The organism is Flexivirga sp. YIM B11880 (assembly GCF_058148645.1).
In genome coordinates, this window is record NZ_JBMAMH010000004.1 from 122,374 (window position 1) to 148,044 (window position 25,671).

Consider the following 25,671-nt stretch of genomic DNA (forward strand, 5'->3'; position numbering starts at 1 on the left):
GCGCTCCTCCGATACTTCGCAGGGACCCCGCATGAGTGCCGCCGAGAGCCAGCCCCAGTTCCTCATCGTCATGGGGGTGTCCGGCTCCGGCAAGACGACCCTTGCCATCGGCATCGCCGACCGGATGGGCTGGCTGTACGCCGAGGGCGACGACTTCCATTCACAGGCCAACGTCACCAAGATGGCCTCCGGACACCCCCTGACCGACGAGGACCGCTGGCCCTGGCTGCGCGCGATCGGCACCTGGATCGACGAGCACGAGAAGGACGGCCGGAGCGCCGTGGTCACCTGCTCCGCGCTGAAACGTGCCTATCGCGACGTGTTGCGTGAGGGGCGCGCGCACGTGCGGTTCGTCTACCTCGAGGTCCCGGAAGACGTGCTGCGTGACCGGCTCGAGCACCGCACCGGTCACTACATGCCGCCCTCCCTGCTGCCGTCGCAGCTGGCGACGCTCGAGCCGCTGCAGCCGGACGAGGCGGGCATCGTGGTGCAGGCCCATCAGAACCCGGAGGATTCGATCACCGAGGCACTCGACAAGTTGGGACTGACCCCGGCGGTCACCGACTGACCCGAACCCAGCGCTGCGTCACCGGCTGCGCAACAGGACCTGCGTGCCGCAGCTCAGGATCGGCACGTAGCCCTGGTCGATCGCGACCTGTTCGCCCGCCGTCGGCACACCGAGCCGACCTGCGCGTCCGAAGTCCACGTGCTCCGCGTTGCCGCGGAGCGGTCGGCGGCCGCTGACCCAGACGTATCGGAAGGTCCGGCGCCGCAGGTAATGCGGCTGCGCCGAGGCTGCACCGGTCGTGGAAACCCATGACAGGTCGACGAATTCGAAGCGCCGTGGTTGCACCGTGTGGGTCCGGTAGAGCGCACGCGCGGCCTGCAGACTGTTGATCGACAGGATCGGGAGACCGTGGGCAGCTCGAACGAACGCTGCCGTCGTGCTGGGCCTCACGAGCAACCGACCCGATGACCACGCCGCGCAGTGCACTGGCACGGTGCTCCGCCCCAAACCGTAGAGCGCCCGGCTCTGCTGGATGGACGGCACGACACCGATGAACGCCACCACGGCGACGGCTCCGGCGGCTGCTGCCTGTGCAATACCGGGTCGCGGCAGCCTGGACAGCGTCATCGGCAGCGCGACGGCGACGAAACACAGCGGCACCACGGTGTTTGCCGGATGCCGGACGCCGAAGACCGCGGCCCACATCGACAGCAGCATCGCGATCGCGAAGATGGTTGGTGCCGCTCTCGTCTCGCGCGATGAGCCGGTTCCCACTACGGCATACACCACCAGAGCAGCGAAGGTCAGGCACAACGTGCCGACCGTGACCGGATTGCTGCCGATCATCTCCGCGACATACCTTCCCTCGAGGACCAGCTCGTCGTCGCGTCGCGGCGCCGCCAGCTTTGCCACGAAATAGGCGCGCAGCATCGTGCCGAGCACCGGTGTGTATGCCGCCAGCGTCGGCAGCGTCACGATGGCGCAGCCGGCGACGTTGGCCGACACAATCCGGAGGAGCTGTCCACGCGTCATACCGCGCCGCCCGCCACGACCGACAACGAGCAGCGCGACCAACACGGCGCCCCAGGGAGCGATGACCTGATACTTCGCCCAGAAGAGTGCACCGAAGACGGCTCCGTCGAGCACCCACCACCACGCCGCCACCGGTTCGCCGGCGAGCGTGCGCAGCATCAGCCACAGGAGCAACAGGACGCCGGGCACCGCGAGTTCCTCACAGGTGAACGACGTGGGCACGCCGAGCACGGTCAGGTAGACGAGCGCGCCCACCGAGAGCGCGGACAAGGTCGCCGGCAGCTCGCCCACGAAGCGGCGGGCGATCCGGAAGGCCAGCCAGAGCGCCGCAACCGCGCACCCGGCCAGCATCGCCAGCGGAGGTCCGATCGACCAGGCACGTAGCCGCGCGAAGCCGCCGAAGAGCAGATAGAAGAACGGCCCCTTGACATCGAAGACATCGCGATAGGGCAGCTTGCCGTGCGCCCATGAGTTGCCGATCACTTGATACACGGAGAAGTCGGAGTTGACGTCGTTGAGCTTCGGGTACAGCGGTGACATCCGCATCCGGAAGAGCGCGATGAACACGGCGAAGACCGTGTACAGCGTTCCCGCCACGACCAGCTGCCCGGGTTTCGACCGGCAACCAGCGCCATCGGGCGCCTCCAGTTCGTGCGCCAGGCTTCGATGAGTTGTCACAGCTCCCGTTCCGTGGAGCACGGCACTCCGCGCCTGGAAGCTAGGCGGCCCCAGTGAACCTGAGGTGGCGCTGTGCTGGACGCAGCCGAAAGTTCTTGCGACGAGTACGGTCGCCTGGTAAGTTCCCGCGTTTGTGCGTGCGGCGATGCTTTACCCCTATGGTCGCCTCTTCACAGCAGGTTTTCGCGAGCAGGCCGCCTACCGGCTGGCGATGTTCGGCGGCCTGGTCGCCAACCTGACCTTCGGATTCCTCAAGGTCGCGATGCTCTTCGCGACGGTCCGGGCAGCGGGTGGCAGAGTCCAGGGGTATGACGTCGGCAGCATGAGCGCCTATATCTGGGTCTCCCAGGGCCTGCTCGGTTCGATCAACCTGCACGGCCGGCTCGATCTGTCCGAACGCATCAAGACCGGCGACGTCGCAATCGACTTCCTGCGGCCGGTCAACGTTCAATTCGCCACGATCGCAACCGAAGTCGGTAAAGCGGTCTTCGCTCTCATCCCCCGCGGACTGCCGAGCATCGCCATCGGCGCCCTCGTGGTCGGTATGACGATGCCGACCGCGCCGGCCGCCTACGTGCTGGGTCTGCTCAGCCTGCTGATCGGCATCACCGTCTCGTTCAGCACGGTGTATCTCGTTGCTGTTGCGGGCTTCTGGCTGATCGAGACGCGCGGCATCCAGATCCTCTACATGGTCCTGTCCGGTTTCTTCGCCGGCCTCTTCGTGCCCATCGCGCTCTTCCCGCAGTGGCTGCTGGTCATCGCCGAGGCGACGCCGTGCCCGTCGATGATGATGTATCCGATCGACATCCTCACCGGTCGCACGGGCGGCGGCGCGGCATACGGCCTGCTCGGCGTGCAACTGGCCTGGCTGGCCGGAACGCTCCTCGTCGGGCACCTGCTGACCGTTGCGGGCCGGCGCAAGCTGGAGGTGCAAGGCGGATGAAAACACTTGTCGATCAGGCCGAAGTCCTCGACAGGCCAACGCTCTTCGCTGGATACCGGGCCGTGCTCGCCTCCCGGATGCGCTCGCAGCGCAGTTACCGCAGCAACTTCGTCATCGACCTGGTCAGTTCCGGCCTGGTCGGCTTCATCGAGCTGGCCGAGGTCTGGCTGCTCTTCCACCAGGTGACCGTGCTCGGCGGACTGACCTTCCGGCAGGTGCTGCTCGTCTTCGGGCTGGCCGACCTGTCGTTCTCGATCGCCGACATGTTCGTCGGGCACTGCGACACCCTGCCGAAGTACATCCGGTCCGGCACGCTCGACGTCTTCTATCTGCGGCCGCAGCCGCTCCTCCTGCAACTGATGAGCAGTGACATCTCGCTGCGCCGGCTCACTCGCGCCGGCATCGGCGTGGGCTCCCTGGTGATTGCGTTGTGCATCAATGACATCCATTGGTCCGTGGCGCACGTGTGCCTGCTCGTGGTCGCTGTCGTCTCCGCGGTGGCGATCTTCTCCGCGATGTACATCTGGGCGGCCGGCGTGCAGTTCTTCCTCATCCAGGGCGCGGAGTTCACCAACGCCTTCGTGTATGGCGGCCGCTACGCGGCGACGCAGCCCGCGGCCGTCTGGTCACTGCCGTTGAAGGCGCTCTTCGGCTTCGTCTTTCCGATGGCGGTGGCGGGATACCTGCCGGCGCTGCGCCTCCTGGACCTGCCCGGCCCGGCCGGTATGCCGAACTGGCTGGCCTGGTGCGCGCCGATCGCGGCGGCCTGGATCTGGCTGTTCGCACTGACCATGTGGCGTCTCGGGGTGCGGCACTACCAAGGAGGGGGCGGCTAACGATGACCGGACTGATCGTCGAAACCGACGGACTGACGCGCGAATTCGTGCGCCGTGGTAAGGGCCGGGACGCGCTGCGCCGGCATACCCTCCGAGCGGTGGACGACCTGCGGTTGCAGATCCGGCCCGGCGAGTGCGTCGGCTACATCGGCGCCAACGGCGCCGGCAAGTCCACCACCATCAAGATGCTGGTCGGCATTCTGGTGCCCACCGCCGGCACGGTGCGCACCTGTGGCCTGGACCCGCACCGGGAGCGCCGGCAGCTCGCCGCCCAGGTCGGCGTGGTCTTCGGTCAGCGCTCGCAGCTGTGGTGGGACCTGCCGGTCCGCGAGTCGTTCGAGATCCTGGCCGCGATCCACCGGCTGCCGGCACACGATGCCCGCGCGCGGACGGACGAGCTGGTCGAGCAGCTCGAGCTCGGCGACTTCCTCGCCACCCCCGTGCGTCAGCTCTCGCTGGGCCAGCGAATGCGGGCCGAGGTCGCGGCGGCGCTGCTGCACCGCCCCCGCCTGGTGATCCTCGACGAGCCGACCATCGGCCTGGACGTCCTGTCGAAGCAGCGGTTGCGCGAATTCCTGATCACCGAGCGCCGCGCGCACGGCACCACGCTGCTGCTGACCACCCACGACATGGGAGACATCGAACGCCTCTGCGAGCGGGTGCTCGTGGTCGACCACGGCTCGGCGGTGTATGACGGGAGCCTGGACGGCCTGGCGCGGGCCGCGGGGTCGGATCGCATCCTTGTGCTGGATTTCACAGATGCGACGCCGGACCTCACCGGCATACCGCACACGACTCACCTCGGCAGCGATGCTGGTGGAGCACGGCAGCGTCTGGCCTTTGACTCCGAAAAGACAACTGCTGCACTGGTTTTGGCGGCCGTCGGACAACAAGCCGAACTGCGTGACCTCAGCATCGAGGAGCCCGACATCGAGGACGTGGTCCGCCGCATCTATCAGATACGTCGATAGATCGAAATTCGATTCAGGACCCGCTCCGTTCGCCCCGTCCGCTCCGCACCGATAAAGTTGGTCGCCGCACAGAGCAAGGACGCCCAGTTCGAAGCGTCCGTGCTCGGGCCGCAGCCTGTCACGACCGGCTGTTCGTGAGCCCCGAGTTCGGGACGTTTCGGAGCAGATCCAGCCCGTGACGTCGCGGCCCGCGCCGCTTCGCGGGCAGTGAAGGAGCACCGTGACAGCAGGCACGACCGTCGGCACCCGGCCGGACCATGACGCACCACTGACGCCCAAGTCCAGGCATTTCCTCCAACGGCTCACCGTCGCCACCGGCGGTGGCATGTTCATCGACGGGTTCGTCTTCGCGACGTTCGCGTCCGCCATGGCCGGCAAGGCCAAGGACCAGCTGCACGTCACCACGTTGTGGGAGTCCTGGATCTCGGCATCTGTGCTCATCGGCACGTTCTTCGGCGGCCTGCTGCTCGGCTACGTCACCGACCGCATCGGGCGCAAGCCGATGTTCACCTTCGACCTGATGCTGTTCAGCGGCTGCGCGTTGCTGCTGTTCTTCGTCACGGCGCCGTGGCAGGTCTTCGTGCTCGGCATACTCATGGGTCTGGCGGTGGGCGCCGACTACTCGATCGGCTCGCCGCTGCTCGGCGAGTTCGCGCAGCGCAAGACCCGGGGAAACTACCTGGGGCTGCTGGAGATCGGCTGGAACGTCGGCTACGTGGTCGCCTACCTCGTCGGCTACCTGATCAACACCTACGCCGCGGATTGGTGGCGGGTGATCCTCGGCATGAGCATCGTGCCGGCCGTCATCAGCCTGATCGTCCGCCACGGCCTGCCCGAGTCACCCCGCTGGCTGGTGAGCAAGGGTCGCCGGAAGGAAGCCGTGGCGATCTACCGCGACCAGCTCGACCTGCAGCACCCGGGTGATCTGCTCGAGGAGCCGGAGCAGGAGACCAAGTGGATGGTGCTCTTCTCCCGGCAGTACATCCGTCGCACGCTCTTCGCCTCGCTGTCGTGGAGCGCGATCGTGATGCCCTACTTCGCGCTGACCTTCTTCGGGCCGGACATCCTCACGGCGCTGGGGATGGGCAGCGGGTCGCTGCTCGGCGCGCTGCTCGGCACCATCGTCGCGCTGGTCGGCGCGACGATCTCCTGGTACATCGTCGACAAGGTCGGCCGGCGCAAGGTCGTCATCCTGCCGATGTTCGGCTGTGCTGGGGCGCTCTTCCTCGCCTCGATGTACCTGCACATGCCGATCATCTTCGGCGTGGTCGCCTACTTCGGTTACCTCTTCTCCTACGGGATCATGAGCATCACGACCGGTATCTATCCCGAGGAGGTCTTCCCCAGCTCGGTGCGTGCCTCCGGGGTCGGCCTGTCCAGCTCGGTCAGCCGCGTCGCCGCGGCGATCGGCACCTGGGGCCTACCGCCGGTCAAGGAGCACTTCGGTGTCTCGACGGTGCTGATCATCCTCGGCGTGGTGTCCGCACTCGGTGGCATTCTGTCCTTCGCGTGGGCGCCGGAGACCAACGGGAAGTCGCTCACCGAGACCTCGCACGAGGCGGACCCGCACGAATACCGCGGACGGGAGCCGCAACCGGTCTGACGTCCTCCTGCGACCGCGATCCACCGGCCCGCCGGCCAGCCGGACGCGACGAAGCCGCTCGACACTGGTCCCGTGTGCGAGCGGCTTCCTCGCTCCTGGTGTACCCGCCCGGGCCGGAACCAAACGTGCCGCGCAGCTCAGAAGGTCAGCAGCATGCGGTGGTTGCCGAGGGTGTTGGGCTTGACCCGGTCGAGGTCGAGGAACTCGGCGACGCCTTCGTCATACGACTGCAGCATCTCGGTGTAGACGTCCGGCGTGACCGGCTCGCCGTCGATCTCGGCGAAGCCGTGCTTGGCGAAGAAGCCCACCTCGAAGGTCAGGCAGAAGACCCGCTTGACGTCGAGGGTGTGGGCGCGCTCCAGCAACGCGCGGAGCAGGGTGCTGCCGATGCCCTGGCCTTTCTCCATCGGGTCGACCGCGAGGGTGCGCACCTCGGCGACGTCCTCCCACATCACGTGCAGCGCACCGCAGCCGACCAGCCAGTCACCGCGCTCGACCACGAGGAACTCCTGCACGCCCTCGTAGTAGGCGACCGCCGGCTTCGGCACGATCGCGCGCGCGTCGACATACGACTGGACCAGGCTGCGGATGCGGCGCACGTCGGTCGCCAGTGCCGGACGGATCACCAGGTCGGGGTCGCGGAGTGTCATGGGCCCATCCTCCCGCAGCACGCTGCACAGTCGCGCAGGGAGGCTTCGAGTCCCCACAGACCGACCGTCGCGCACTTCCCGGAGCGAGCACGTCGAGAGGCTCACAAACGCACCGAGAGGCCCAGAAAATCGCTGTGACTTCCTGGGCCTCTCGGTCTTTGCTGAGCCTCTCGGCGAAAGGGGTCAGTCCTTGCCGAGGTCGATGCCACCGGCCGTCTCGACGGTCAGCGCGTCGGGCGCCTGCGGCTTCGGGCTGCCGGTGAAGGTGAACGTGGCGTCCCGGCCCTCACCCTCGACGTCGACCAGCACGATCTCGCCGGCGCCGAGCTCGCCGTAGAGGATCTTCTCGGACAGCACGTCCTCGACCTCACGCTGGATCGCGCGACGCAGCGGACGGGCACCGAGTGCCGGGTCGTAGCCCCGCTCGGCCAGGAGCCGCTTGGCGGGAGCCGTGAGCTCGATCGCCATGTCCTTGTCCTTGAGCCGGTTGTCCAGGTCGGCGATGCGCAGGTCGACGATCTGCACGATCTCGTCCTGGGAGAGCTGCGGGAAGACGATCGTGTCGTCCACGCGGTTGAGGAACTCCGGCCGGAAGTGCTGCTTGAGCTCGTCCTGGACCTTCGCCTTCATCTTCTCGTAGCCGGTCGCGGTGTCGTTGCCGGACGCGAAGCCCAACGAGACACCCTTGGAGATGTCCCGTGTGCCGAGGTTGGTGGTCATGATGATCACGGTGTTCTTGAAGTCGACGACCCGGCCCTGGGAGTCGGTCAGCCGGCCGTCCTCCAGGATCTGCAACAGCGAGTTGAAGATGTCCGGGTGAGCCTTCTCGACCTCGTCGAAGAGCACCACCGAGAACGGCTTGCGGCGGACCTTCTCGGTCAGCTGGCCGCCCTCTTCGTAGCCGACGTAACCGGGAGGCGAACCGAAGAGCCGTGACACCGTGTGCTTCTCGGAGAACTCCGACATGTCGAGCGTGATCAGCGAGTCCTCGTCGCCGAAGAGGAACTCGGCGAGCGACTTGGCCAGCTCGGTCTTACCGACACCGGTCGGACCGGCGAAGATGAACGAACCGCCGGGACGGCGCGGGTCCTTCAGCCCGGCGCGGGTGCGCCGGATCGCCTGGGACAGCGCCTTGATCGCGTCGTCGTTGCCGATGATGCGCTTGTGCAGCTCGTCCTCCATCCGCAGCAGGCGGCTGGACTCCTCCTCGGTCAGCTTGAAGACCGGGATGCCGGTCGAGGCGGCCAGCACCTCGGCGATGAGCTCCTCGTCGACCTCCGCGACGACGTCGATGTCGCCGGCCTTCCATTCCTTCTCGCGCTGCTCCTTGGCCTGGATCAGCTTCTTCTCGTCGTCGCGCAGTGCGGCGGCCTTCTCGAAGTCCTGGCCGTCGATCGCCGACTCCTTCTCGCGGCGGACGTGCGCGATCTTCTCGTCATACTCGCGCAGGTCCGGCGGAGCGGTCATCCGCCGGATGCGCAGTCGCGCGCCCGCCTCGTCGATCAGGTCGATCGCCTTGTCGGGCAAGTGCCGGTCGTTGATGTAGCGGTCGGCCATGTTGACCGCACCGACCAGCGCGGCGTCGGTGATCGTGACCCGGTGGTGCGCCTCGTAGCGGTCGCGCAGCCCCTTCAGGATCTCGATCGCGTGCGGGATCGTCGGCTCCTGCACCTGGATCGGTTGGAAGCGTCGCTCCAGGGCGGCGTCCTTCTCGATGTGCTTGCGGTATTCGTCGAGCGTCGTCGCGCCGATGGTCTGCAGCTCACCGCGGGCGAGCATCGGCTTCAGGATCGACGCGGCGTCGATCGCGCCCTCCGCGGCACCCGCACCGACCAAGGTGTGGATCTCGTCGATGAACAGGATGATGTCGCCACGCGTGCGAATCTCCTTGAGGACCTTGCGCAGCCGCTCCTCGAAGTCACCGCGGTAGCGGCTGCCCGCCACCAGCGACCCGAGGTCGAGGGTGTAGAGCTGCTTGTCCTTCAGCGTCTCGGGCACCTCGCCGCGGACGATGTCCTGGGCCAGCCCCTCGACGACGGCGGTCTTACCGACGCCCGGCTCCCCGATGAGCACCGGGTTGTTCTTGGTGCGCCGGGACAGCACCTGCATGACGCGCTCGATTTCCTTGTCCCGCTGGATGACCGGGTCGAGCTTGCCCTCGCGGGCGGCCTGCGTCAGGTTGCGGCCGAACTGGTCGAGCACCAGCGAGCCGGCAGGCGTGCCGCTCTCCTGGCTGCCCTGACCGACGCCGGCGCCCTGCGGCTCCTTGCCCTGGTAACCGGACACCAGCTGGATGACGACCTGGCGCACCCGCGACAGGTCGGCGCCCATCTTGACCAGCACCTGCGCGGCGACGCCCTCGCCCTCGCGAATCAGCCCGAGCAGGATGTGCTCGGTGCCGATGTAGCTGTGGCCGAGCTGCAAGCCCTCCCGCAGGGACAGCTCGAGCACCTTCTTGGCGCGCGGCGTGAACGGGATGTGGCCGGACTGCGTCTGCTGGCTCGGGCCGATGATCTCCTGCACCTGCTCACGGACGGCGTCCAGCGAGATGCCCATGCTCTCCAGCGCCTTCGCCGCGACGCCTTCACCTTCGTGAATCAGGCCGAGCAGGATGTGTTCGGTGCCGATGTAGTTGTGGTTGAGCATGCGCGCCTCTTCCTGAGCGAGCACCACAACTCGCCGGGCGCGGTCGGTGAACCGTTCGAACATCTTTAACTCCTCGGGGTAGCTCTCGCCACCATCGATGCTAACTGTCGCTCCTGGGATCGGCAGCGCTGGTTCACAGCGCGAGCCGGGTGCGCAGTACGTCCTGACGCGGTCAACGCCGGCCGGGGTCAGCATGTTCCACCGCGCGGGTCCGGAAGCGCGTGTTCGCGCAGAGCGGAACGGAGGCCGGCCCGCCCAACTCGTTCCGGTCCGCACCCGGCGGGCAACGACCTCGAGGTGCTTCGCCCGGCGGAGCGGATCAGCCGGCTTTCTTGGCGGGCTTCTTCGCGGTGGATTTCGTCTCTTTGCCCGATGACTTCTTCGCGGCCGTCTTCGTGCCGGACTTCTTGCTCGCCGATTTCTTGGCCGCCGCCTTCTTCGCAGGCTTTGTGGCGGCCGACTTCTTCGCCGTCTTCTTCTCGTCCTCGTCGACCGGCTCGCCCCGGGCGGCCTTGGCCCGGTTGACGCTCTGTTGCAGGGCCGCGAGCAGGTCGAGCACCTCGCCGCCCTCGTCCTCCTCCTCGGGCACCGCCGTGACCTCGTGGCCCTCGAGCTTGGCCTGCACGACCGCCTTGACGGCTTTCTCGTAGTCGTCGGTGTAGTCATCGGGGTCGTAGTCGCCGGACAGCGAGTCGACCAGCATGTTGGCCATCGCCGTTTCGGCCGAGCTCGGCTCGGCCGCGTCGTCCAGCACGCCGAAATCGGCCGCGCGGACCTCGTCCGGCCAGAGCAGCGTTTGCAGCACGATGACCTGCTCGTGCACGCGCAGCACGGCAACCGTCGACCGGGTCCGCAGCGAGACGGTGACCACCGCGACCCGGTCGGTCGACTCCAGTGCGTCCCGCAGCAGCGCATAGGGCTTGACCGCGCCCTTGTCCGGCTCCAGGTAGTAGCTCTTGTCCAGCAGCATCGGGTCGATCTGGTCGGTCGGGACGAACTTGTCGACCGCGATCTCCTTGCTGTTGCTGATCGGCAACTCCGAGAGGTCCTCGTCGGTCAGCACCACCATCTGACCGTCGTCGGTCTCGTAGCCCTTGGCGATGTCGTCATACGACACCTGCTCGCCGTCGATCGAGCAGACGCGCTGGTACTTGATGGGCCCGCCGTCCTCCCGGTGCACCTGCCGGAACTGCACGTCGTGGTTCTCGGTGGCGGAGTAGAGCCGCACCGGAACGTTGACGAGACCGAAGGAGACCGCGCCCTTCCACATTGCCCGCATCGGTCGATTATCCGCATCGAAAGAATCTCAGGGCAAGATTGGCCTCATGCGTCCCATGCTCGCCACCCCCTCGGACACCGTCCCGGAGGGCGACGGATGGATTCACGAGGTCAAGTGGGACGGCATGCGCGTGCTGGCACATGTGTCGGGCAGCTCGGTGTCGCTGAGCTCCCGCACGGAGCGGGACGTGTCGGTCGCGTTCCCCGAGATCGTGTCCGGCTCGGAACTGCAGGGGTATGACGACCTCCTGCTCGACGGCGAGGTGGTGATCCTGCGCGACGGTGTGCCGTCGTTCGCGGCGCTCGCCGAACGGTTCAACGTGTCGGACGCCGCGATGGCGGCCCGGCTCGCGGCGGCGGCGCCGGCGACCTATCTCGTCTTCGACGTGCTGCAGGCGATGGACCGGTCGACGCTGACCATGCCGTTGCGGCAGCGCCGGCAGCTGCTCGAAGGGCTGAACCTGCAGACCCGGATCGTGCAGACACCGCCCGTCTTCACCGACGGCGCCCAGCTGGCGGAGGCGACCGCCACCCAGCAGCTGGAGGGCGTGGTCTCCAAGCGACTCGGCTCGCCATACCGGCCCGGACGGCGGAGCCCGGACTGGCGCAAGATCGTGCACCGGCGCACCGACTCGTTCGTGATCTGCGGCTGGCTGCCCGAGCGGGAGAACCCCCGCGCCCTCGGCTCGGTCTATCTGGCGACGCCGACGCCGGAGGGGCCGCTGCTCTTCCGCGGCCGGGTCGGAGCGGGCCTGGCCGGCGCACGTGGCGCGGACCTGCAGGCAACGTTGCGCGACATCGCTGCGGACGGCTCACCATTGGCCGAGTTGCCGGTCGGCGAGGCCGATCGCGGCGCGATCCACTGGGTGCGGCCGGAGCTGATCGCGGATGTCGAGTTCCTCGGCATCTCCGCCGGCGGCCAGCTGCGGCAGCCGTCCTGGCGCGGCATACGACACGACCTGACCGTGGCCGATCTGATGGTGACGGAGACTGACGATGCCTGAGGCGCAGATCACCACCGAGGTCGACGGCCGCCGGCTCAAGCTGAGCAATCTGGACAAGATCCTCTATCCCGGCACCGAGACGACCAAGGGCGAGGTGCTGCACTACTACAGCCAGGTCGCCGAGCCGCTCCTCGCGGTCGTCGCCGAGCGGCCGGCCACCCGCATCCGGTGGCCGCACGGCGTCTCGGAGTCGTCGTTCTTCGAGAAGAACCTGCCGGCCGGCGCTCCCGGCTGGCTGCCGAGGGTCGCGCTGCCGTCGTCCGGCTCCCGCGGCAACGGGGACGAGGTGACCTATCCGGTGATCACCTCGCTGGCCGACCTGCTCTACCTCGTCAATCTGGCGTCGCTCGAGTTCCACGTGCCGCAGTGGCGGGTCCGCGACGGAGAGCGAACGCACCCCGACCGGCTGGTGATCGACCTGGATCCCGGGACGCCGGCCGGACTCGCCGAGTGCGCGCGGCTCGCGCTCATCGTGCGCGAACGGCTGGCGCAGATCGGCCTGGACCGGTGCGTTCCGGTCACCTCCGGAAGCAAAGGCATGCAGTTGTATGCCGCCCTGGACGGCACCGAATCCAGCGATGGGGTGCGTGATGCCGCACGCGAGCTCGCACAGCAATTGACCGGGGAACATCCAGAATTGGTCGTATGGAAGATGACCAAGTCGAAACGCCCGGGAAAGGTGTTGCTGGATTGGTCGCAGAACACCGCCGCGAAGACCACGATCGCTCCCTATTCGATGCGCGGGAAGGACCGCCCGACGGTGGCGGCCCCGCGCACTTGGGACGAGATAGAGCAAGGTGCCGAGAAGCCGGGGAGCATACGACAACTATTGTTTGACGAGGTCCTCGAGCGGCTGGAACTCCACGGCGATCTGTTCGCGGATGGCTTGCTGGACAGTCGGTAAGAAGCGCCCGTTTCAGAGCGGACAATCCAGCGCCGCCCGACACGTGAAGTCACGTGCCGAGCGGCGCTGGATGTGCGATCAGGAATTGGCGCGCGCGTAGGCCTCCTGGACCTCAGCCGACACGCGACCGCGGTCGCTGACCTTGAAGCCGTTCTTACGGCCCCATTCGCGGACCTTGTTGAGGTCCGTGCGACCGGCCGCGGGACGGCTGGGAGCAACGCGCTGACGACCGCGAACCGGCCGTGCATGGCCGATCCATTTGGCGAGGTCGTCGCGCAACTGCGCGGAATTGGCGGCCGAGAGATCGATCTCGTATGCCTTGCCGTCGAGCGCGAAATTGACTGTCTCGGTCGCCTCGGACCCATCGAGGTCGTCCTCGAGCAGAATTTGCACACGCTGAGCCATTGTGGATATCTCCTACTGTGGATTCACTGGTTCGAAATAACGCTAACACAGTGAAGTTGTCGGAGACACGCCTCCACACCGCAGGATTTTCGGGGAAATGTCAGGGTCGGCCCGGCACTGAACGTTGCCGAATAGCAGCACCTCGGACGGGAGTTAGTCCTGCCGGCGGTCGGCGTCCTTCTCGGCGGCGATGCGCGCTTCTTCGCGCTCCCACTGCGCATGCGCAATGCGTTCGCGTCGATCGCCTTCCATCATGTGCTTGAGAATGACGTAGAGCAGGTAGAGCAACCCGATCGACGGGATCAGTGTCTCGATGTAGGGCCACACGGAGTCCATGATAAGCCTCGTTCTTGAGCCGCTAATCCGCGACGGTGCACAGGCGGTCCGTCCTCCCGTCGCGGCTCAGAACAGTTGGTTCTCCTCCGCGCGGCGCTCGTGGGCCAGCAGCCACTGCTTGCGCTCGATGCCGCCGCCGTAGCCGGTCATGCTGCCGCTGGCTCCGATCACCCGGTGGCAGGGGATGATGATCGAGATCGGATTGCGGCCGTTGGCCAGACCCACCGCCCGGCTCGCGCTCGGCCGGTCGATGTGCTGGGCGAGTTCGCCATAACTCCAGGTCCGGCCATACGGAATGTCGCACAGCGCTCGCCATACCCGTTGCTGGAAGTCGGTGCCCTCGGGACGCAGTGGCAGGTCGAACTCCTCCCGCTCGCCGGCGAAGTACTCGGTCAGTTGCCGCGCCGCATCGCTGAGCACGCGGTCCTGCTCCACGCGTTCGCCGAAGCGGTCGCGCTCGGGCGAATGCTTGTGCGTCGCCATGTAGACGCCGGTCAGGTCGTCGCCGTCGGCCACCAGGGTCAGCGGTCCGATCGGGGTCTGCTCCATCACCAGATGGCGGGTGTTGTTCATGATGCCTTTCCTGCTGCTTCGGGAAGCCGGTTGATCTCGTGGGTGCCGGTGGCCCACAGGTGTTGTACGGCGTAGGCGCGCCAGGGCCGCCATGGTGCGCTGGCCGCGAGCTGGGCGCGGCCGCGGTCGGGCAGGTCGAGCCCTGCCATGGCCTGCCGCACTCCGAGGTCGGTGCCCGGGAACGCGTCCGGGTCGCCGAGTGCGCGCATCGCGACGCCTTCGGCGGTCCAGGGTCCGATACCGGGCAACGCGAGCAACTGGTGCCGCGCCTGCTGCCAGTCCGCGCTCGTCGACACGTCGACCTCGCCGGCCGCGAGCGCGGCCGCGAGGGTGCGGAGGGTGACGCGGCGCCGCTCCGGCATGGCGAGCGTGACGTCCTCGGCGCCCGCGACGGCGGCCGGTTCCGGGAACGTCGCGGTGAGCCCGCCGTCGGGGTCCTGCACCGGCTGCCCGTATGCCGCCACCAGCCGGGCGGCGTGCGTGCGCGCGGCGCGTGTGGAGATCTGCTGGCCGATCACCAGCCGCAGCGTGAGTTCGGCGCCGTCGACGGTCCGCGGGACCCGGCGACCCGGTGCGGCTGCGACCATCGGCGCCAGCCGGGCGTCGCGGCGCAGGTGCGCATCGATCGCCTCGGGGTCCGCGTCCAAATCGAGGAGCCAACGGCACCTGCTGATCACGACGGGCAGGTCGGCGAGGTGGCGCAACCAGACGCGGGCGGCGACATAGCCCTCGTCGGGGCGTAGCGCGACGATCGCCGGTCCGTGCGGCAACCGCAGAGCGCGGCGGTAGGCGCCACCTCGCCACTCCTCCACACCGGGGACGGCCGTCGCCACGAGATGGCCGAACAGGTGGTCCACGCGCAACGGGCGCCGGAAGGGCAGCCGCACCTGCAGGTGGTGCCAGGCTGTGTCATGCGCGTCGGCGTCAGCCGCGGAAAACGTCGAGTGCGAGCGCAATTCGCGCGGAGCCATCGCAAACACCTCGCGCACCGTGTCGTTGAACGAGCGGATGCTGCCGAACCCGGCGGCGTGTGCCACCTGGCTGAGCGGCAGCGTCGTCGTCTCGATCAGCACGCGAGCGGTCTGCGCGCGCTGGGCGCGGGCGAGTGCGAGTGGTGAGGCACCCAGCTCGGCCCGGACCTGTCGCTCGATCTGCCGAGTGCTGTAACCGAGTCGCCGGCCCAAGCCGTCGATCCCTTCCCGGTCCACGACACCGTCGGCGATGAGCCGCATCGCCCGTGCGACCAGGTCGGCGCGGACGTTCCACTCCGGCGAGCCGGGACTTGCGTCCGGCCGGCAGCGTTTGCAGGCCCGGTATCCCCCGACCTGGGCCGCTGCCGCACTCGGGAAGAAGGTGATGTTGCGTGCTTTCGGGGGCGTCGCCGGGCAGCTGGGGCGGCAGTAGATCCCGGTGGTTCGCACGGCCGTCACGAACCAGCCGTCGAAGCGGGCGTCGCGCGAGCGTACGGCCGTCATACACGTCTCGGAGTCGGTGAGCATGCGTCCAGTCTGCGCCGCCGGCCCGACAATGACTAGCAAGAAAACGACATGTCGGTTTTCTGCCAGTGCCTCGGTCAGTTCTCGTGCGTTGCACCGATTTCGAGCGGCAGGTTGTCGATCAGGCGGGTCGTGCCCACCTTGGCGGCGACCGCGAGCAACGCCGGCCCGCGATACCACTCCGGCACCTGCTCCAACGAGTCCGGATGCACCAGCACCAGGTAGTCGACCAGGGCGAGCGGTTCGCGGACCAGCACGTCACGTGCCGCACGGCGCACAGCGGCCGGGCCGGTGGCGGCCTGGCTCTCGCCGGCGCGCAGCGCCCGCGACAAGCTGAGTGCGACCTCTCGATCGGCGGGACTGAGATAGGTGTTGCGGCTGCTCAGTGCGAGGCCGTCCGGTTCGCGGACGGTCGGCACGGCGATGATCTCGACGGGGAAGTCCAGGTCGCGCGCCATCCGCCGGATGAGCAGCAGCTGCTGGGCGTCCTTCTGCCCGAAGAAGGCGAAGTCCGGCTGCACCAGGTGCAGCAGCTTGGCCACGACGGTGAGCACACCGTCGAAGTGTCCTGGCCGAGAAGCACCTTCGAGCACCTCGCCCAGCGCGCCGGCCGAAACACGGACTCCCGGCTCACCCTGCGGATAGACCACGTCCGGCGTCGGGGCGAAGATCACTGCGACGCCTTCCCGTGCGCAGATGACCAGGTCGTCGTCGAAGGTCTGCGGATAGCGGGACAGGTCCTCACCGGCCGCGAACTGCAGCGGGTTGAGGAAGATGGTCACAACCACGTGGTCGGCGGACCTCTTTGCGGTTCGGATCAATTCGGCGTGCCCCTCGTGCAGCGCGCCCATGGTCATGACGACCGCGACCGTGCCCTGCAGCGCCTTGCGGGCCGGCAGCAGGTCCTCGCGGGTGTGCGCAACCACCGGTTCGGTCGTCATCGGGGTGGTCATTCGTCCTCTTTCGTGGTGAGCAGGTCGAGCATGGGCTGCACGGTCTCGGCGGGCATGGCGTGCCGAGCGGCGGCGCGCGTCGCGGTGGCGGTCGCGAGCGCACGATAGGCGTGCCGGATGTCTGCCGGCTGACCGTCGAGCGCCTCCAGATGGGCGGCGACGGTGCCGACGTCACCGCGCACGATCGGGCCCGTGAGTGCCCGGTCGCCTCGCTGCAGGGCGTTCTCCAGGGCGGCTTCGAGCAGCGGTCGCAGCAGCAGGTCGGCGTCGTCGATTCCGACGTCGCGCAGCAGCTGGGCCGACTGCGCGACGATCGTGGTGAGGTGATTGGCCGCATGGGACAGGGCCGCGTGATACAGCGCGCGGTCCTCGTCGGCGAGCCGGAACGGCTCACCGCCCAGGTCGAGGGCGAGCGCGTCGGCGACCAGATCGGCGCCCATCGACGCGGTCACCGCGATCGGAGTGCCGACGATCCGGTCGACGTCAGCGGGCGAACCGGTGAAGGTCATCACCGGATGCAACACGACGCCCTCTCCGCCGGCCTCGACGACGGGCCGGAGCACCTCCAGACCGCGAAAACCGCTGGTGTGTACGGCGAGCCGGCCACCGTCCCACGCACCCTGTGCGCCGAGTCCGGCGACCAGCGGACCGATCGCGTCGTCCGGCACGGTGATCAGCACGACGTCGGCGGACGCGACGACCTGGGGCACGTCGCGCACCGGGACACCGGGCAGCAGCAATCGCGCGCGATCGAGGGATTCCTCGCTGACCGCACTCACCGCCACCACCTCGTGGCCGGCTGCGCGCAGTGCCGCTCCCAGCACCGACCCCACCCGCCCGGCGCCGACGATGCCCACGCGCAACGTGGGCCGCTCGATCCGTGTCATCGTGGTCCGTCCACCGGAAGCCGCACCGTCATCTGCCCGACGCTAGCGCCCCGCCGCATAGGGTGCGAGACGTGGTGTGGCGATCCTGGCAGGCGGCGTGGCAGGAAGCGCTCTACGGGCGTGCCGGCTTCTACCGCCGATCCGAGGGCCCGGCCGGGCACTTCGCGACCTCCGCGCAGGGCATCCCCGGTGGTGGGCGGCTGCTCGCGCAGGCGATCGTCGCTCTCGCAGCCGACGCCGGCTGCTCACGGGTCGTGGACGTCGGAGCGGGGCGTGGCGAGTTGCTGCGGAAGATCAGCGCGGTGGCCCCGCAGCTGGAGCTGACCGGCATCGATGTCGTCGCACGGCCCGCCGGACTGACCGGCCGCATCGGCTGGCTGGTGTCCCCCGGTGGCGACGAGCTGCCCAGCGAGCTGTGCGGTATGACGGACACCGTGGCCCTCGCCCACGAGTGGCTCGACGTCGTTCCGTGCCCGGTCGCCGAGTATGACGGCACCGCGTGGCGGCTGGTGGAGGTGGATGACGCGGGCACGGAGCGACTCGGCGCGTCGGTCGAAGGCCCGGATCTGCAGTGGTTGCAGCAGAACTGGCCCGCCGGTGATCCGGGGGGACGGGCGGAGGTCGGGACGGCGCGTGACGCGGCATACGGCTCGCTCCGGGACCGGATCGACTCCGGCCTGCTGGTCGTCGTGGACTACGGTCACCTGCGCACGGACCGGCCGGCGGGCGGCACGCTGACCGGCTACCGGGACGGAGCGCAATGCCGGCCGGTCCCCGACGGGAGCACCGACATCACCGCGCACGTCGCGATGGACACGCTCGGCGCCGACGAACTACTTTGCCAGCGCGAGCTTTTCGACCGACTCGGGCTGCGACCGCCACGTCCACCGCTGCAGCTGGCACACGAGGAGCCGGCGGCATACCTCGCGCAGTTGGCGGCGTGCGGCAGCTACGCGGAGCTGACCGCAACCGGTGGGCTGGGCGACTTCTGGTGGGCGGTCGGTGCAAGGGGTGACCGCGGGCGGCGCGCTGTTGCTAGCTACCGGGCCGGAAGGTGCTGATGATCTGGTCGAGCAGTTTCGGCGACAGCTGCTTGCCCTTGGGTGCGTCGAGCAGCCGGATGCTCACCAGCTGGTAGGACTGCCCCGACACCGAGAAGGTGACGGTTCGGACCTCGTAGCTCTTGCCCTTCTCGCAGGCGTTGGGCTCCCCCACCGCCGCGGTGATCGTGTATTCGAGGGCGGGCACCGTCCCCTGGTTGACCTTGATCGGTTTGGCCACCGACAGCTTGCCCTCCGTGGCCTTGGAGCCGTCGTTCTTCAGAGCGATGGCGTCGGCGAACTTCTGGGCCAGGTCCGGACCGGCGTCGGACGGGTCCCGCTTTCCGATGTTGACGATGCCGACCCAGGCGCTCTCCGCGGTCTTCTTCGCGGCGCAGTAGCCGACTGCGAAGCGGGCCGGGGCGTGCGCAATGACGAGCGGCTTGCCCTTGTTGTCGGCGTAGCCGAAAAGAGTGTCCTTGCTCTCGAGGGTCCAGTCGCGGTTCTTCGGCACGTCGAACACACCGGGCGGGTCGCCGCCGGCCGTCTGCGCCTGCCAGCCGGCGTTCAGTGCGCGAGATCCGGCGGCCAGCGTCGGGTTGACCCAGGTGGTGGCGGTCACCGGAGGCAGACTGCTGGTGCTCGGGGTTGTCGCGTTCGTCGGCGTCTTGTCGTTGCCACGCGTCAGGGCCAAGACCGCGACGGCGGCGATGACGACCACCAGCGCCGCCGCGATCCCGATCAGCACCTTGCCCCGGCCGCCCCTGTTGCCACCGCCCTTGGGTGGCACCACGACGCCTTCGCCGGAAGCCGCGGAGAACCGGTCGTAGTAGGAACTCTGCGGGTTGTTCATCGTGGGCCCGGCGTTCGGCCCGGTCTCCCCCGTCGACCACGATGGCGGCGCGGGCCGGCCGCCGGAGGACCAGGGCGCCTGGCCGCCGGTCCAGGGCTGCTGTCCGCCGCCCGTCCAGTCGTGCTGCTCGCCGGTGCTCCGCTGCTGCGGCTGCGATCCCGACTGTCCGGGCAGCCGGTGACCGCCGGACCGGCCCGGCAGCGGCTGGCTGCCCGAGACTCCGGGCTGCCCCTGGTGCGTCTGGTCGTTCGGCTGCTGCCCGGTGTCGTCGGCCCGCGGCTGGCCGTCGTCCTGATTGCTCACGGCCGAAAGGCTACCGAGTGCACTCCGCATGCAGAGTTCGCGCAGCCAGGACCGTCCAGCACGTGGTTCATGCGTTCGGCCGGAACGTCGAGATGATCTGCTCGAGTTGGCTGGTCGGCAGCTCGTGCTGCCCACCGAGCATCCGGACGGTCACCAACTCGAACGACTTGCCGTGCGCCGAGAACGTCGTGGTGCGGACTTCGAAGGTCTTGCCCTTCTCGCACGTGTTCGGGTCTCCCGGCGTGGCGGTGATCGTGTACTGGACGGCGGGAATGGTGCCTTCGTCCACCGTGATCTTCTTGGCCGCCGAGAGCGTTCCGGCCTTGCCGGGGACCTTTCCGGCCGCAATGCCATCAGCGAACTTCTTCGCCGAGGATGCCCCGACGTCCGTGGGATCGAGCGTTCGGACGTTGCGCATCCCCACTGTCGCCGTGTGGGAGTCCTTCTCGCTCGGGCAGTAGCCGTCGGCGTAGACGGAGGTGGCCGCCATGGCGGTGATGACCTTGCCGTTCTTGTCGGCGTAGCCGCGAATGGTGTCGCGTGCTTCGACCTTCCAATCACTGCTCTTCGGCACGTCATACTGACCGGGGATGTCCGACGGGCCGATCTGCGAGACCCAGCCGTCCTTGAGCGCACGGGCGCCGGCGGCCAGCGTCGGATTGACCCACGTGGTGGCGGTCACCGGCGGCAGGCTGCTGCTCGCGGAACTCGCTGCCGGCGTCGGTGTCTTGCCGTTGCCGCGGGTCAGGGCAACCACGACGACCACCGCAATCACGATCACCAGCGCAGCGGCGATGCCGATCACGACCTTGCCCCGGTTGCCCCTCTTGCCGCCGTTGCCGGACGGGATGGTGACGCCCTCGCCGGAGGCGGCCGAGAAGCGGTCGTAGTAGGAGCTCTGCGGGTTGTTCATCGTGGGGCCGACGTTCGGGCCGGTCTCGCCTGTGGACCACGACGGTGGCTGGGCTGGTTGCCCTGACCAGGGCTGCTGCCCACCGGTCCACGGTTGCTGGCCGCCAGCCCAGTGGCCGCCGGCGTTCCCCTGCTCCGCGCCGTCGCCCTCCGGAGGACGACCGTCCCCTTGGTTGCTCACGGCTGCACGCTACCCTCAACGGCGCCGGCTCCGGCCGAGGTGAGCCGGGCACGGTATGCCGCCACGTTCAGCCGGTTGCCGCAGCCGAGGTCGCAGTAGCGCTTGGACCGGTTGCGCGACAGGTCGACCAGCACCCCGTCGCAGTCCTCCGCAGCACACGTGCGCAAGCGGCGCAGCTCGCCGGCGCGCACCACGTCCACCATCGCCATGGCGACCTCGACGATCCAGCGCGAGGCGAGCGGCGCGTCGGGCGGCGTGGCGTGCAGGTGCCAGTCCCAGTCGTCGTGTCGCACCAGTTGTGGCAGCGCCGACTCCCGGCTCAGCAGCGCGTTGACCCGCTCCACGACGACCTTTTCGTCGTCGCTCCACAGGGCGCGGATCTCCGGCCGGATGGCGCGCACGGCAGCCCGCTCCGCGTCGTTGCCGACGACCGGCCCGCTCCACTCCCAGCCGCGCACGAACTCCAGGTAGGACGCCTCGTCCAGCAGCGGGTCCGGGTCGGTCATCGCGGTGTTGACCAGGGCCGCGGCAGCCGTCAACGCCACTTCCGTGTCATGAGCAAAAACCATTTTGACTCCTGTCCTACGGAGACTCTACGATCAGAGCAGCATCACGAGCAAACCGTCGATTTGCTCATGACACATCCCGATCAGCTGAGGAGCCCCACGCATGACCACCGACGTCCTGACCGCTCGAGGCGTTCCCGCCGACCTCACCCCGCAGGTCGACGTGCGACGCGTCGGCCCGGGTGTCGGCACCATCGGCGTGGCCTTGGCGTCGGCAGCCGCCTTCAGCACCTCCGGCAGCTTCGCCACTGCGCTGCTGCGCGCCGGGTGGTCGCCCGGCGCGGCCGTGACCGCCCGCATCGGGCTCGCAGCATTGGTCCTCGGCGGTCCGACGATCTGGTCGCTCCGCGGCAAGTGGGGCGTCGTCCGCCGCAAGGCATGGTCGATCCTCATCTACGGGCTGACCGGCGTCGCGGGCTGCCAGCTGGCGTATTTCTATGCCGTTCAACGTCTTTCGGTGGGCGTGGCGTTGATGCTCGAATACCTCTCCCCGGTGCTGCTCGTGCTCGGCTTCTGGGTCTGGACGCGCCGCCGGCCGGCGGCGGCCACCATCGCCGGCACCCTGGTCTGCATCGGCGGCCTGGCGCTGGTGCTCGACGTGTTCGGCGGCGCCCACCTGTCGCTGGTGGGCGTCCTGTGGGGTCTCGGAGCCGCCGTCTGCTCGGCGGCATACTTCGTCATCGCGGGACGCGCCGACGAGGAGCTGCCGCCGCTCGCCCTCGCCGGCGTCGGTATGGCGGTCGGCGCCGCCGCACTCGCGCTGCTCGGCCTTGTCGGCGTGCTGCCGATGCACTCCACCACCTCCGACACGACCTTCGCCGGACACCTCGTGCCGTTCTGGATCCCGCTGACCGCCCTGGCCGTCATCGCGACGGCCTTCGCCTACTTCACCGGCGTGGTCGCGGCCCGCGGACTCGGCCAGACCATCGCATCGTTCGTCGCCCTGGCCGAGGTGCTCTTCTCGGTCGTGTTCGCCTGGCTGTTGCTCGGGCAGCTCCCGCTCGCCATACAGCTCATGGGCGGGGTGCTCATCGTCGGCGGCGTCGTGCTCGTCCGGCTCGGGGAGCTGCGCGCCTCTCACTGACCGCGCCCCGGGCGGTTGCGAGGCCCACACGGCAGCGTTTGGCAGACTGGCCCGCATGCCACAACGCGAGCTCACCGTCGGAGTCGGTGCGGGTGGTCTCGCGACCGCCGACATGGTGCTCAACATCGGGCCGCAGCACCCGGCAACGCACGGCGTGCTGCGGCTGCGCATCACCCTGGACGGTGAGCGCATCAAGTCGGCCGAACCGATCGTCGGCTACATGCACCGCGGCGCCGAGAAGCTCTTCGAGGTGCGCGACTACCGGCAGATCATGGTGCTGGCCAACCGGCACGACTGGCTGTCCGCGTTCAGCAACGAGATCGGTGTCGCGCTCGTCGTCGAGCGGATGCTCGGCATGGACGTGCCCGAGCGGGCGACCTGGACCCGCACGCTGCTCGCCGAACTCAACCGGGTGCTCAACCATCTGATGTTCCTCGGCTCCTATCCACTGGAGCTCGGCGCGATCACGCCGATCTTCTACTCCTTCCGCGAACGTGAGGAGTTGCAGGCCGTCATGGAGGAGATCTCCGGCGGCCGGATGCACTACATGTTCGGGCGCGTCGGTGGGCTGCGCGACGACCTCCCGGCCGGCTGGCTGGGCCGGGTCCGTGAGGCGATCGCGGCGGTGCGCCGGCGGATGCCCGATCTGGAGAGCCTGCTCGTCGGCAACGAGATCCTGCGGGCGCGGACGCGGGGCGTCGGCGTGGTCGACGCGGAAACCGTTGCGGCATACGGCATCTCCGGCCCGATCGCTCGGGCATCGGGCGTCGACGTCGACCTGCGGCGTGACCAGCCCTACCTGTCGTATGCCGAGCTCTTCGCCCCTGCTGGCCCCGGCCGCGTCGTCACCCGGACCGAGGGCGACTGCCTGGCCCGGCTCGAGGTGCTGCTGGAGCAGGTGCACGTCTCGCTCGACATCGCCGAGGCGTGCGTCGACCGGCTCGCGTCGATGCCGGCCGGTCCGGTCAACGTCAAGCTCCCCAAGGTGCTGAAGGTGCCGGAGGGCGCGGACTACTTCGCGACCGAGAATCCGTTGGGCTTCAACGGCTACTACTTGGTCTCGCGCGGCGACAAGACGCCCTGGCGGATGAAGCTGCGGTCGGCGTCGTTCAACAACATCCAGGTGCTCGGCGAGCTGCTGCCGGGCAACCTGATCGCCGACATGGTCGCCATCCTGGGCTCGATGTTCTTCGTGGTCGGCGACATCGACAAGTAGGCAGGAGTCTGAGCCGGAGTCAAATCCCGCGGATGAGACGGTCGCCGTAGACCGCTTCCAGCTCCTGGTTGCGCTCGTGGCCGCCCGGGGTGTTGGCGGAGATGTAGACCGGCGGCTCGATGGTCTGGCCCAGCTTCTCGACCGTGCCGAGGGTCAGCAGTTGCGCGATGAACGCCGCGGTGAGCGAGGACACCGCGCCGACGCCGAGACCGGCGATCTCCAGCGTCGTGTCACCGTATGGCGCGAGGTTGTCGATGACCACGTCGGCGATGTCGGACAGGCGCTTCCCGCTCGGGTGCTTCGAGTCCACGGCCGCCGTGTGCTGCAGACTGGTGACGGCGATCACCGGGTGACCGTGCTCCTTCGCCGCCAGGGCGAACCCCACGATCGATCCGTTCACCCCCGAGTTGGACGCGATGACGATGACGTCCTGCGGCGACGCCGGCACGAGCGCCCACAGCTTGTCGGCGATCTGCGGGTCGCGCTCGAGCAGGCTGCTGCCGAGCAGCGACGGGTCCTCGCCGCCACGGAGCACCAGGTCGCGCAAGGCGATCTTGTTGGTCGGGATCAGGCCACCGGCGCGTCCGGCGACCTCCATCGCGAATGCCTCCGAGTGCCCGGTGCCGAAGACATGCACGATGCCCCCGGCCGCGACCGCGTCGGCCAGCAGCGTGATCGCCGGGTCCAGGCCGCCGCCCTCCGCGAATGTTGCGATGCGCTCGAGTCGTGAGGTGGTCTGGGCGAGGAAGGCTGCAGCGTTGCTCATCGAATGGCTCCGGAGTGGGTGGCGGGAACGGGCCGTTCGATCGTACGGTGCGCGTCGCAGGCGACGACCGGCATGGCGCTCAACTTGGTCGCGCAGTTCGGACTCGGTCTGCCGAAGTGCTACAGAGGGTCACCGCTTGCGGACGATCGCCAGCACCTCGGGATCGGCACGCAGGTCGATCCGGCGCACCACGCCGTCCTCGATCACGAAATCGAACGCCACCTTGTAATCGCCGCGGTGCATCCAGGCGAGACCGGCGCGATCGCCGATGAACACCGGGAACGCAGTCTTCGCACCGCCGTTGAGCAACTCCGCCACCCGCTCGCGGCCGGCCAGCCGGGGCGTGCCGAGCGCGACCGCCGCCGGGTCGGCGCCCTCGATGACGACGTCCGGCGCGAGCAGACCGAGCAGTGTGTCGAGATCGCCGCCCTTGGCAGCGTGCAGGAAGGCGTCGACGACGGCAGCGTGGTCGCGGTGTTCGGCCGGCTCGTCCACCGGACGGACTGCCAGCTTGCTCCGCGCCCGGGACGCGAGCTTGCGAACAGCCACCGGGGAGGTGCCCAGAATGGTTGCCACCGTGGGGAAGTCGACTGCGAAGCTGTCGTGCAGGACGAAAGCGATGCGTTCCGACGGACTCAACCGGTCGAGCACCACCTGCAGAGCGCTGCCCACCGAGTCGGCGAGCACGACCTCGTCCGCGGGGTCCGGCGCGGTCTCGTCCAGGTCGAGTTCCTCCTCGGGATCAGGCAGCTTGCTGCGCAGCCGGTCCAGGCACAGCCGGGTCGTGACAGTCGTCAGCCAGGCCGGAAGGTTCTCGATGCGGGCGTCGTTGCCGTGCAACCGGATCCATGCGTTCTGCACGACGTCCTCGGCCTCTGCGTGATCTCCGAGGAGGCGGTCCGCCATACGCACGAGCCGGGGGCGCTCCGCTTCGAACGCCTCGGTCTGTTGCTTCATCCGGCAAGTCCATCACACCGCGGGGCAGCGGCGGTCACACTCTGCGCAGCTCGCGCGTCATACGAGTAGCGCGCGAAGCGCAGCCACCGA

Annotated in this window: 25 protein-coding genes; 10 read left to right on the forward strand and 15 right to left on the reverse strand. The window is 68.6% G+C overall.

Annotation, left to right across the window (positions count from 1 at the left end; all coding sequences use genetic code 11):
• Positions 1–31 precede the first annotated feature (31 nt).
• Entirely contained in the window at positions 32–568 is a 537-nt protein-coding gene (locus tag ACN8HC_RS08170; protein ID WP_490074333.1) for a gluconokinase, read from the forward strand.
• Between the two features lie 18 nt (positions 569–586).
• Here ACN8HC_RS08170 and ACN8HC_RS08175 read toward each other — a convergent pair whose 3' ends face one another.
• Positions 587–2,218, reverse strand: coding sequence for a hypothetical protein (locus tag ACN8HC_RS08175; RefSeq protein WP_490074334.1), 1,632 nt, complete (start codon positions 2,216–2,218; stop codon positions 587–589).
• Positions 2,219–2,363: 145 nt separating this feature from the next.
• On the opposite strand from ACN8HC_RS08175, the gene ACN8HC_RS08180 reads away from it, so the two are divergent.
• The 4 genes from ACN8HC_RS08180 (at position 2,364) to ACN8HC_RS08195 (ending at position 6,571) form a co-directional block, all read left to right on the forward strand.
• Positions 2,364–3,161: an ABC transporter permease gene (locus ACN8HC_RS08180; protein WP_490074335.1), complete on the forward strand. Its 798-nt coding sequence runs from the start codon at positions 2,364–2,366 to the stop codon at positions 3,159–3,161.
• Positions 3,158–3,997 (forward strand): ABC transporter permease, encoded by an 840-nt coding sequence (locus ACN8HC_RS08185; RefSeq protein ID WP_490074336.1) that lies wholly within the window; start codon positions 3,158–3,160, stop codon positions 3,995–3,997. The genes ACN8HC_RS08180 and ACN8HC_RS08185 overlap by 4 nt, the downstream gene beginning before the upstream one ends.
• A gap of 2 nt (positions 3,998–3,999) precedes the next feature.
• Positions 4,000–4,968, forward strand: a complete 969-nt coding sequence (locus ACN8HC_RS08190) for an ABC transporter ATP-binding protein (protein ID WP_490074337.1) — start codon at positions 4,000–4,002, stop codon at positions 4,966–4,968.
• 220 nt (positions 4,969–5,188) lie between these two features.
• A complete protein-coding gene (locus tag ACN8HC_RS08195; protein ID WP_490074338.1) occupies positions 5,189–6,571 on the forward strand; it encodes an MFS transporter in 1,383 nt (460 codons plus the stop codon).
• Between the two features lie 137 nt (positions 6,572–6,708).
• Here ACN8HC_RS08195 and ACN8HC_RS08200 read toward each other — a convergent pair whose 3' ends face one another.
• The 3 genes from ACN8HC_RS08200 to ku all read right to left on the reverse strand — a co-directional run bounded on the left by ACN8HC_RS08200 (position 6,709) and on the right by ku (position 11,146).
• Positions 6,709–7,221 carry an amino-acid N-acetyltransferase gene (locus ACN8HC_RS08200; protein WP_490074339.1) on the reverse strand — a complete coding sequence of 171 codons (513 nt, stop codon included), beginning with the start codon at positions 7,219–7,221 and terminating at the stop codon, positions 6,709–6,711.
• A 183-nt stretch (positions 7,222–7,404) separates the two neighbouring features.
• On the reverse strand, positions 7,405–9,930 hold the full coding sequence (locus ACN8HC_RS08205; protein ID WP_490074340.1) for an ATP-dependent Clp protease ATP-binding subunit: 2,526 nt from the start codon (positions 9,928–9,930) through the stop codon (positions 7,405–7,407).
• 256 nt (positions 9,931–10,186) lie between these two features.
• Entirely contained in the window at positions 10,187–11,146 is a 960-nt protein-coding gene (ku, locus tag ACN8HC_RS08210; RefSeq protein WP_490074341.1) for a non-homologous end joining protein Ku, read from the reverse strand.
• Between the two features lie 46 nt (positions 11,147–11,192).
• On the opposite strand from ku, the gene ligD (ACN8HC_RS08215) reads away from it, so the two are divergent.
• A complete protein-coding gene (ligD, locus tag ACN8HC_RS08215; RefSeq protein ID WP_490074342.1) occupies positions 11,193–12,149 on the forward strand; it encodes a non-homologous end-joining DNA ligase in 957 nt (318 codons plus the stop codon).
• Positions 12,142–13,053, forward strand: coding sequence for a non-homologous end-joining DNA ligase (gene ligD, locus ACN8HC_RS08220; RefSeq protein ID WP_490074343.1), 912 nt, complete (start codon positions 12,142–12,144; stop codon positions 13,051–13,053). Before ligD (ACN8HC_RS08215) ends, ligD (ACN8HC_RS08220) begins: the two co-directional genes overlap by 8 nt.
• A 78-nt stretch (positions 13,054–13,131) precedes the next feature.
• On the opposite strand, the gene ACN8HC_RS08225 is transcribed toward ligD (ACN8HC_RS08220), so the two are convergent.
• The 6 genes from ACN8HC_RS08225 to ACN8HC_RS08250 form a co-directional block, all read right to left on the reverse strand.
• The gene (locus tag ACN8HC_RS08225) at positions 13,132–13,458 is read right to left on the reverse strand and encodes a histone-like nucleoid-structuring protein Lsr2 (RefSeq protein WP_490074344.1); all 327 of its coding nucleotides are present in this window, start codon (positions 13,456–13,458) and stop codon (positions 13,132–13,134) included.
• 153 nt (positions 13,459–13,611) lie between these two features.
• A complete protein-coding gene (locus ACN8HC_RS08230; protein ID WP_490074345.1) occupies positions 13,612–13,794 on the reverse strand; it encodes a hypothetical protein in 183 nt (60 codons plus the stop codon).
• Positions 13,795–13,860: 66 nt separating this feature from the next.
• Positions 13,861–14,367, reverse strand: coding sequence for a methylated-DNA--[protein]-cysteine S-methyltransferase (locus ACN8HC_RS08235; protein WP_490074346.1), 507 nt, complete (start codon positions 14,365–14,367; stop codon positions 13,861–13,863).
• Positions 14,364–15,866 carry an AlkA N-terminal domain-containing protein gene (locus ACN8HC_RS08240; RefSeq protein ID WP_490074347.1) on the reverse strand — a complete coding sequence of 501 codons (1,503 nt, stop codon included), beginning with the start codon at positions 15,864–15,866 and terminating at the stop codon, positions 14,364–14,366. Before ACN8HC_RS08240 ends, ACN8HC_RS08235 begins: the two co-directional genes overlap by 4 nt.
• A gap of 74 nt (positions 15,867–15,940) precedes the next feature.
• Entirely contained in the window at positions 15,941–16,816 is an 876-nt protein-coding gene (gene panC / locus ACN8HC_RS08245; RefSeq protein ID WP_490074348.1) for a pantoate--beta-alanine ligase, read from the reverse strand.
• Positions 16,813–17,703 carry a Rossmann-like and DUF2520 domain-containing protein gene (locus ACN8HC_RS08250; RefSeq protein ID WP_490074349.1) on the reverse strand — a complete coding sequence of 297 codons (891 nt, stop codon included), beginning with the start codon at positions 17,701–17,703 and terminating at the stop codon, positions 16,813–16,815. The genes panC and ACN8HC_RS08250 overlap by 4 nt, the downstream gene beginning before the upstream one ends.
• Before the next feature lie 71 nt (positions 17,704–17,774).
• Between ACN8HC_RS08250 and ACN8HC_RS08255 the strand changes: the two genes are divergently transcribed.
• Entirely contained in the window at positions 17,775–18,764 is a 990-nt protein-coding gene (locus tag ACN8HC_RS08255; RefSeq protein WP_490074350.1) for an SAM-dependent methyltransferase, read from the forward strand.
• Here the strand turns inward: ACN8HC_RS08255 and ACN8HC_RS08260 are convergent.
• From ACN8HC_RS08260 to ACN8HC_RS08270, 3 genes are all read right to left on the reverse strand, one after another.
• Positions 18,739–19,899, reverse strand: a complete 1,161-nt coding sequence (locus ACN8HC_RS08260; RefSeq protein WP_490074351.1) for a DUF8017 domain-containing protein — start codon at positions 19,897–19,899, stop codon at positions 18,739–18,741. The two genes, ACN8HC_RS08255 and ACN8HC_RS08260, sit on opposite strands and share 26 nt — an antisense overlap.
• 67 nt (positions 19,900–19,966) lie before the next feature.
• Positions 19,967–20,992 carry a DUF8017 domain-containing protein gene (locus ACN8HC_RS08265; RefSeq protein ID WP_490074352.1) on the reverse strand — a complete coding sequence of 342 codons (1,026 nt, stop codon included), beginning with the start codon at positions 20,990–20,992 and terminating at the stop codon, positions 19,967–19,969.
• The gene (locus ACN8HC_RS08270) at positions 20,989–21,561 is read right to left on the reverse strand and encodes a CGNR zinc finger domain-containing protein (protein WP_490074353.1); all 573 of its coding nucleotides are present in this window, start codon (positions 21,559–21,561) and stop codon (positions 20,989–20,991) included. The genes ACN8HC_RS08265 and ACN8HC_RS08270 overlap by 4 nt, the downstream gene beginning before the upstream one ends.
• Positions 21,562–21,661: 100 nt before the next feature.
• Here ACN8HC_RS08270 and ACN8HC_RS08275 point away from each other — a divergent pair, with 100 nt between their 5' ends.
• Positions 21,662–22,642, forward strand: a complete 981-nt coding sequence (locus ACN8HC_RS08275) for an EamA family transporter (RefSeq protein ID WP_490074354.1) — start codon at positions 21,662–21,664, stop codon at positions 22,640–22,642.
• Between the two features lie 55 nt (positions 22,643–22,697).
• On the forward strand, positions 22,698–23,858 hold the full coding sequence (locus ACN8HC_RS08280) for an NADH-quinone oxidoreductase subunit D (protein ID WP_490074355.1): 1,161 nt from the start codon (positions 22,698–22,700) through the stop codon (positions 23,856–23,858).
• 19 nt (positions 23,859–23,877) lie between these two features.
• Here the strand turns inward: ACN8HC_RS08280 and ACN8HC_RS08285 are convergent, their stop codons facing one another.
• The gene (locus ACN8HC_RS08285) at positions 23,878–24,624 is read right to left on the reverse strand and encodes a sugar isomerase domain-containing protein (protein ID WP_490074356.1); all 747 of its coding nucleotides are present in this window, start codon (positions 24,622–24,624) and stop codon (positions 23,878–23,880) included.
• Positions 24,625–24,753: 129 nt separating this feature from the next.
• The gene (locus tag ACN8HC_RS08290) at positions 24,754–25,581 is read right to left on the reverse strand and encodes a sigma-70 family RNA polymerase sigma factor (RefSeq protein ID WP_490074357.1); all 828 of its coding nucleotides are present in this window, start codon (positions 25,579–25,581) and stop codon (positions 24,754–24,756) included.
• Between the last annotated feature and the right edge of the window lie 90 nt (positions 25,582–25,671).

What these genes read in the sequence shown, in the direction of transcription:
- ACN8HC_RS08240 (WP_490074347.1), bottom strand. Translation starts at nt 15,866, where the DNA reads ATGCTCACCGACTCCGAGACGTGTATGACGGCCGTACGCTCGCGCGAC.
- ACN8HC_RS08250 (WP_490074349.1), bottom strand. Translation starts at nt 17,703, where the DNA reads ATGACACGGATCGAGCGGCCCACGTTGCGCGTGGGCATCGTCGGCGCC.
- ku (WP_490074341.1), bottom strand. Translation starts at nt 11,146, where the DNA reads ATGCGGGCAATGTGGAAGGGCGCGGTCTCCTTCGGTCTCGTCAACGTT.
- ligD (WP_490074343.1), top strand. Translation starts at nt 12,142, where the DNA reads ATGCCTGAGGCGCAGATCACCACCGAGGTCGACGGCCGCCGGCTCAAG.
- ligD (WP_490074342.1), top strand. Translation starts at nt 11,193, where the DNA reads ATGCGTCCCATGCTCGCCACCCCCTCGGACACCGTCCCGGAGGGCGAC.
- ACN8HC_RS08285 (WP_490074356.1), bottom strand. Translation starts at nt 24,624, where the DNA reads ATGAGCAACGCTGCAGCCTTCCTCGCCCAGACCACCTCACGACTCGAG.
- ACN8HC_RS08180 (WP_490074335.1), top strand. Translation starts at nt 2,364, where the DNA reads ATGCTTTACCCCTATGGTCGCCTCTTCACAGCAGGTTTTCGCGAGCAG.
- ACN8HC_RS08270 (WP_490074353.1), bottom strand. Translation starts at nt 21,561, where the DNA reads ATGGTTTTTGCTCATGACACGGAAGTGGCGTTGACGGCTGCCGCGGCC.
- ACN8HC_RS08275 (WP_490074354.1), top strand. Translation starts at nt 21,662, where the DNA reads ATGACCACCGACGTCCTGACCGCTCGAGGCGTTCCCGCCGACCTCACC.
- ACN8HC_RS08205 (WP_490074340.1), bottom strand. Translation starts at nt 9,930, where the DNA reads ATGTTCGAACGGTTCACCGACCGCGCCCGGCGAGTTGTGGTGCTCGCT.
- ACN8HC_RS08190 (WP_490074337.1), top strand. Translation starts at nt 4,000, where the DNA reads ATGACCGGACTGATCGTCGAAACCGACGGACTGACGCGCGAATTCGTG.
- panC (WP_490074348.1), bottom strand. Translation starts at nt 16,816, where the DNA reads ATGACCACCCCGATGACGACCGAACCGGTGGTTGCGCACACCCGCGAG.
- ACN8HC_RS08235 (WP_490074346.1), bottom strand. Translation starts at nt 14,367, where the DNA reads ATGAACAACACCCGCCATCTGGTGATGGAGCAGACCCCGATCGGACCG.
- ACN8HC_RS08185 (WP_490074336.1), top strand. Translation starts at nt 3,158, where the DNA reads ATGAAAACACTTGTCGATCAGGCCGAAGTCCTCGACAGGCCAACGCTC.
- ACN8HC_RS08230 (WP_490074345.1), bottom strand. Translation starts at nt 13,794, where the DNA reads ATGGACTCCGTGTGGCCCTACATCGAGACACTGATCCCGTCGATCGGG.
- ACN8HC_RS08170 (WP_490074333.1), top strand. Translation starts at nt 32, where the DNA reads ATGAGTGCCGCCGAGAGCCAGCCCCAGTTCCTCATCGTCATGGGGGTG.
- ACN8HC_RS08280 (WP_490074355.1), top strand. Translation starts at nt 22,698, where the DNA reads ATGCCACAACGCGAGCTCACCGTCGGAGTCGGTGCGGGTGGTCTCGCG.
- ACN8HC_RS08200 (WP_490074339.1), bottom strand. Translation starts at nt 7,221, where the DNA reads ATGACACTCCGCGACCCCGACCTGGTGATCCGTCCGGCACTGGCGACC.
- ACN8HC_RS08290 (WP_490074357.1), bottom strand. Translation starts at nt 25,581, where the DNA reads ATGAAGCAACAGACCGAGGCGTTCGAAGCGGAGCGCCCCCGGCTCGTG.
- ACN8HC_RS08225 (WP_490074344.1), bottom strand. Translation starts at nt 13,458, where the DNA reads ATGGCTCAGCGTGTGCAAATTCTGCTCGAGGACGACCTCGATGGGTCC.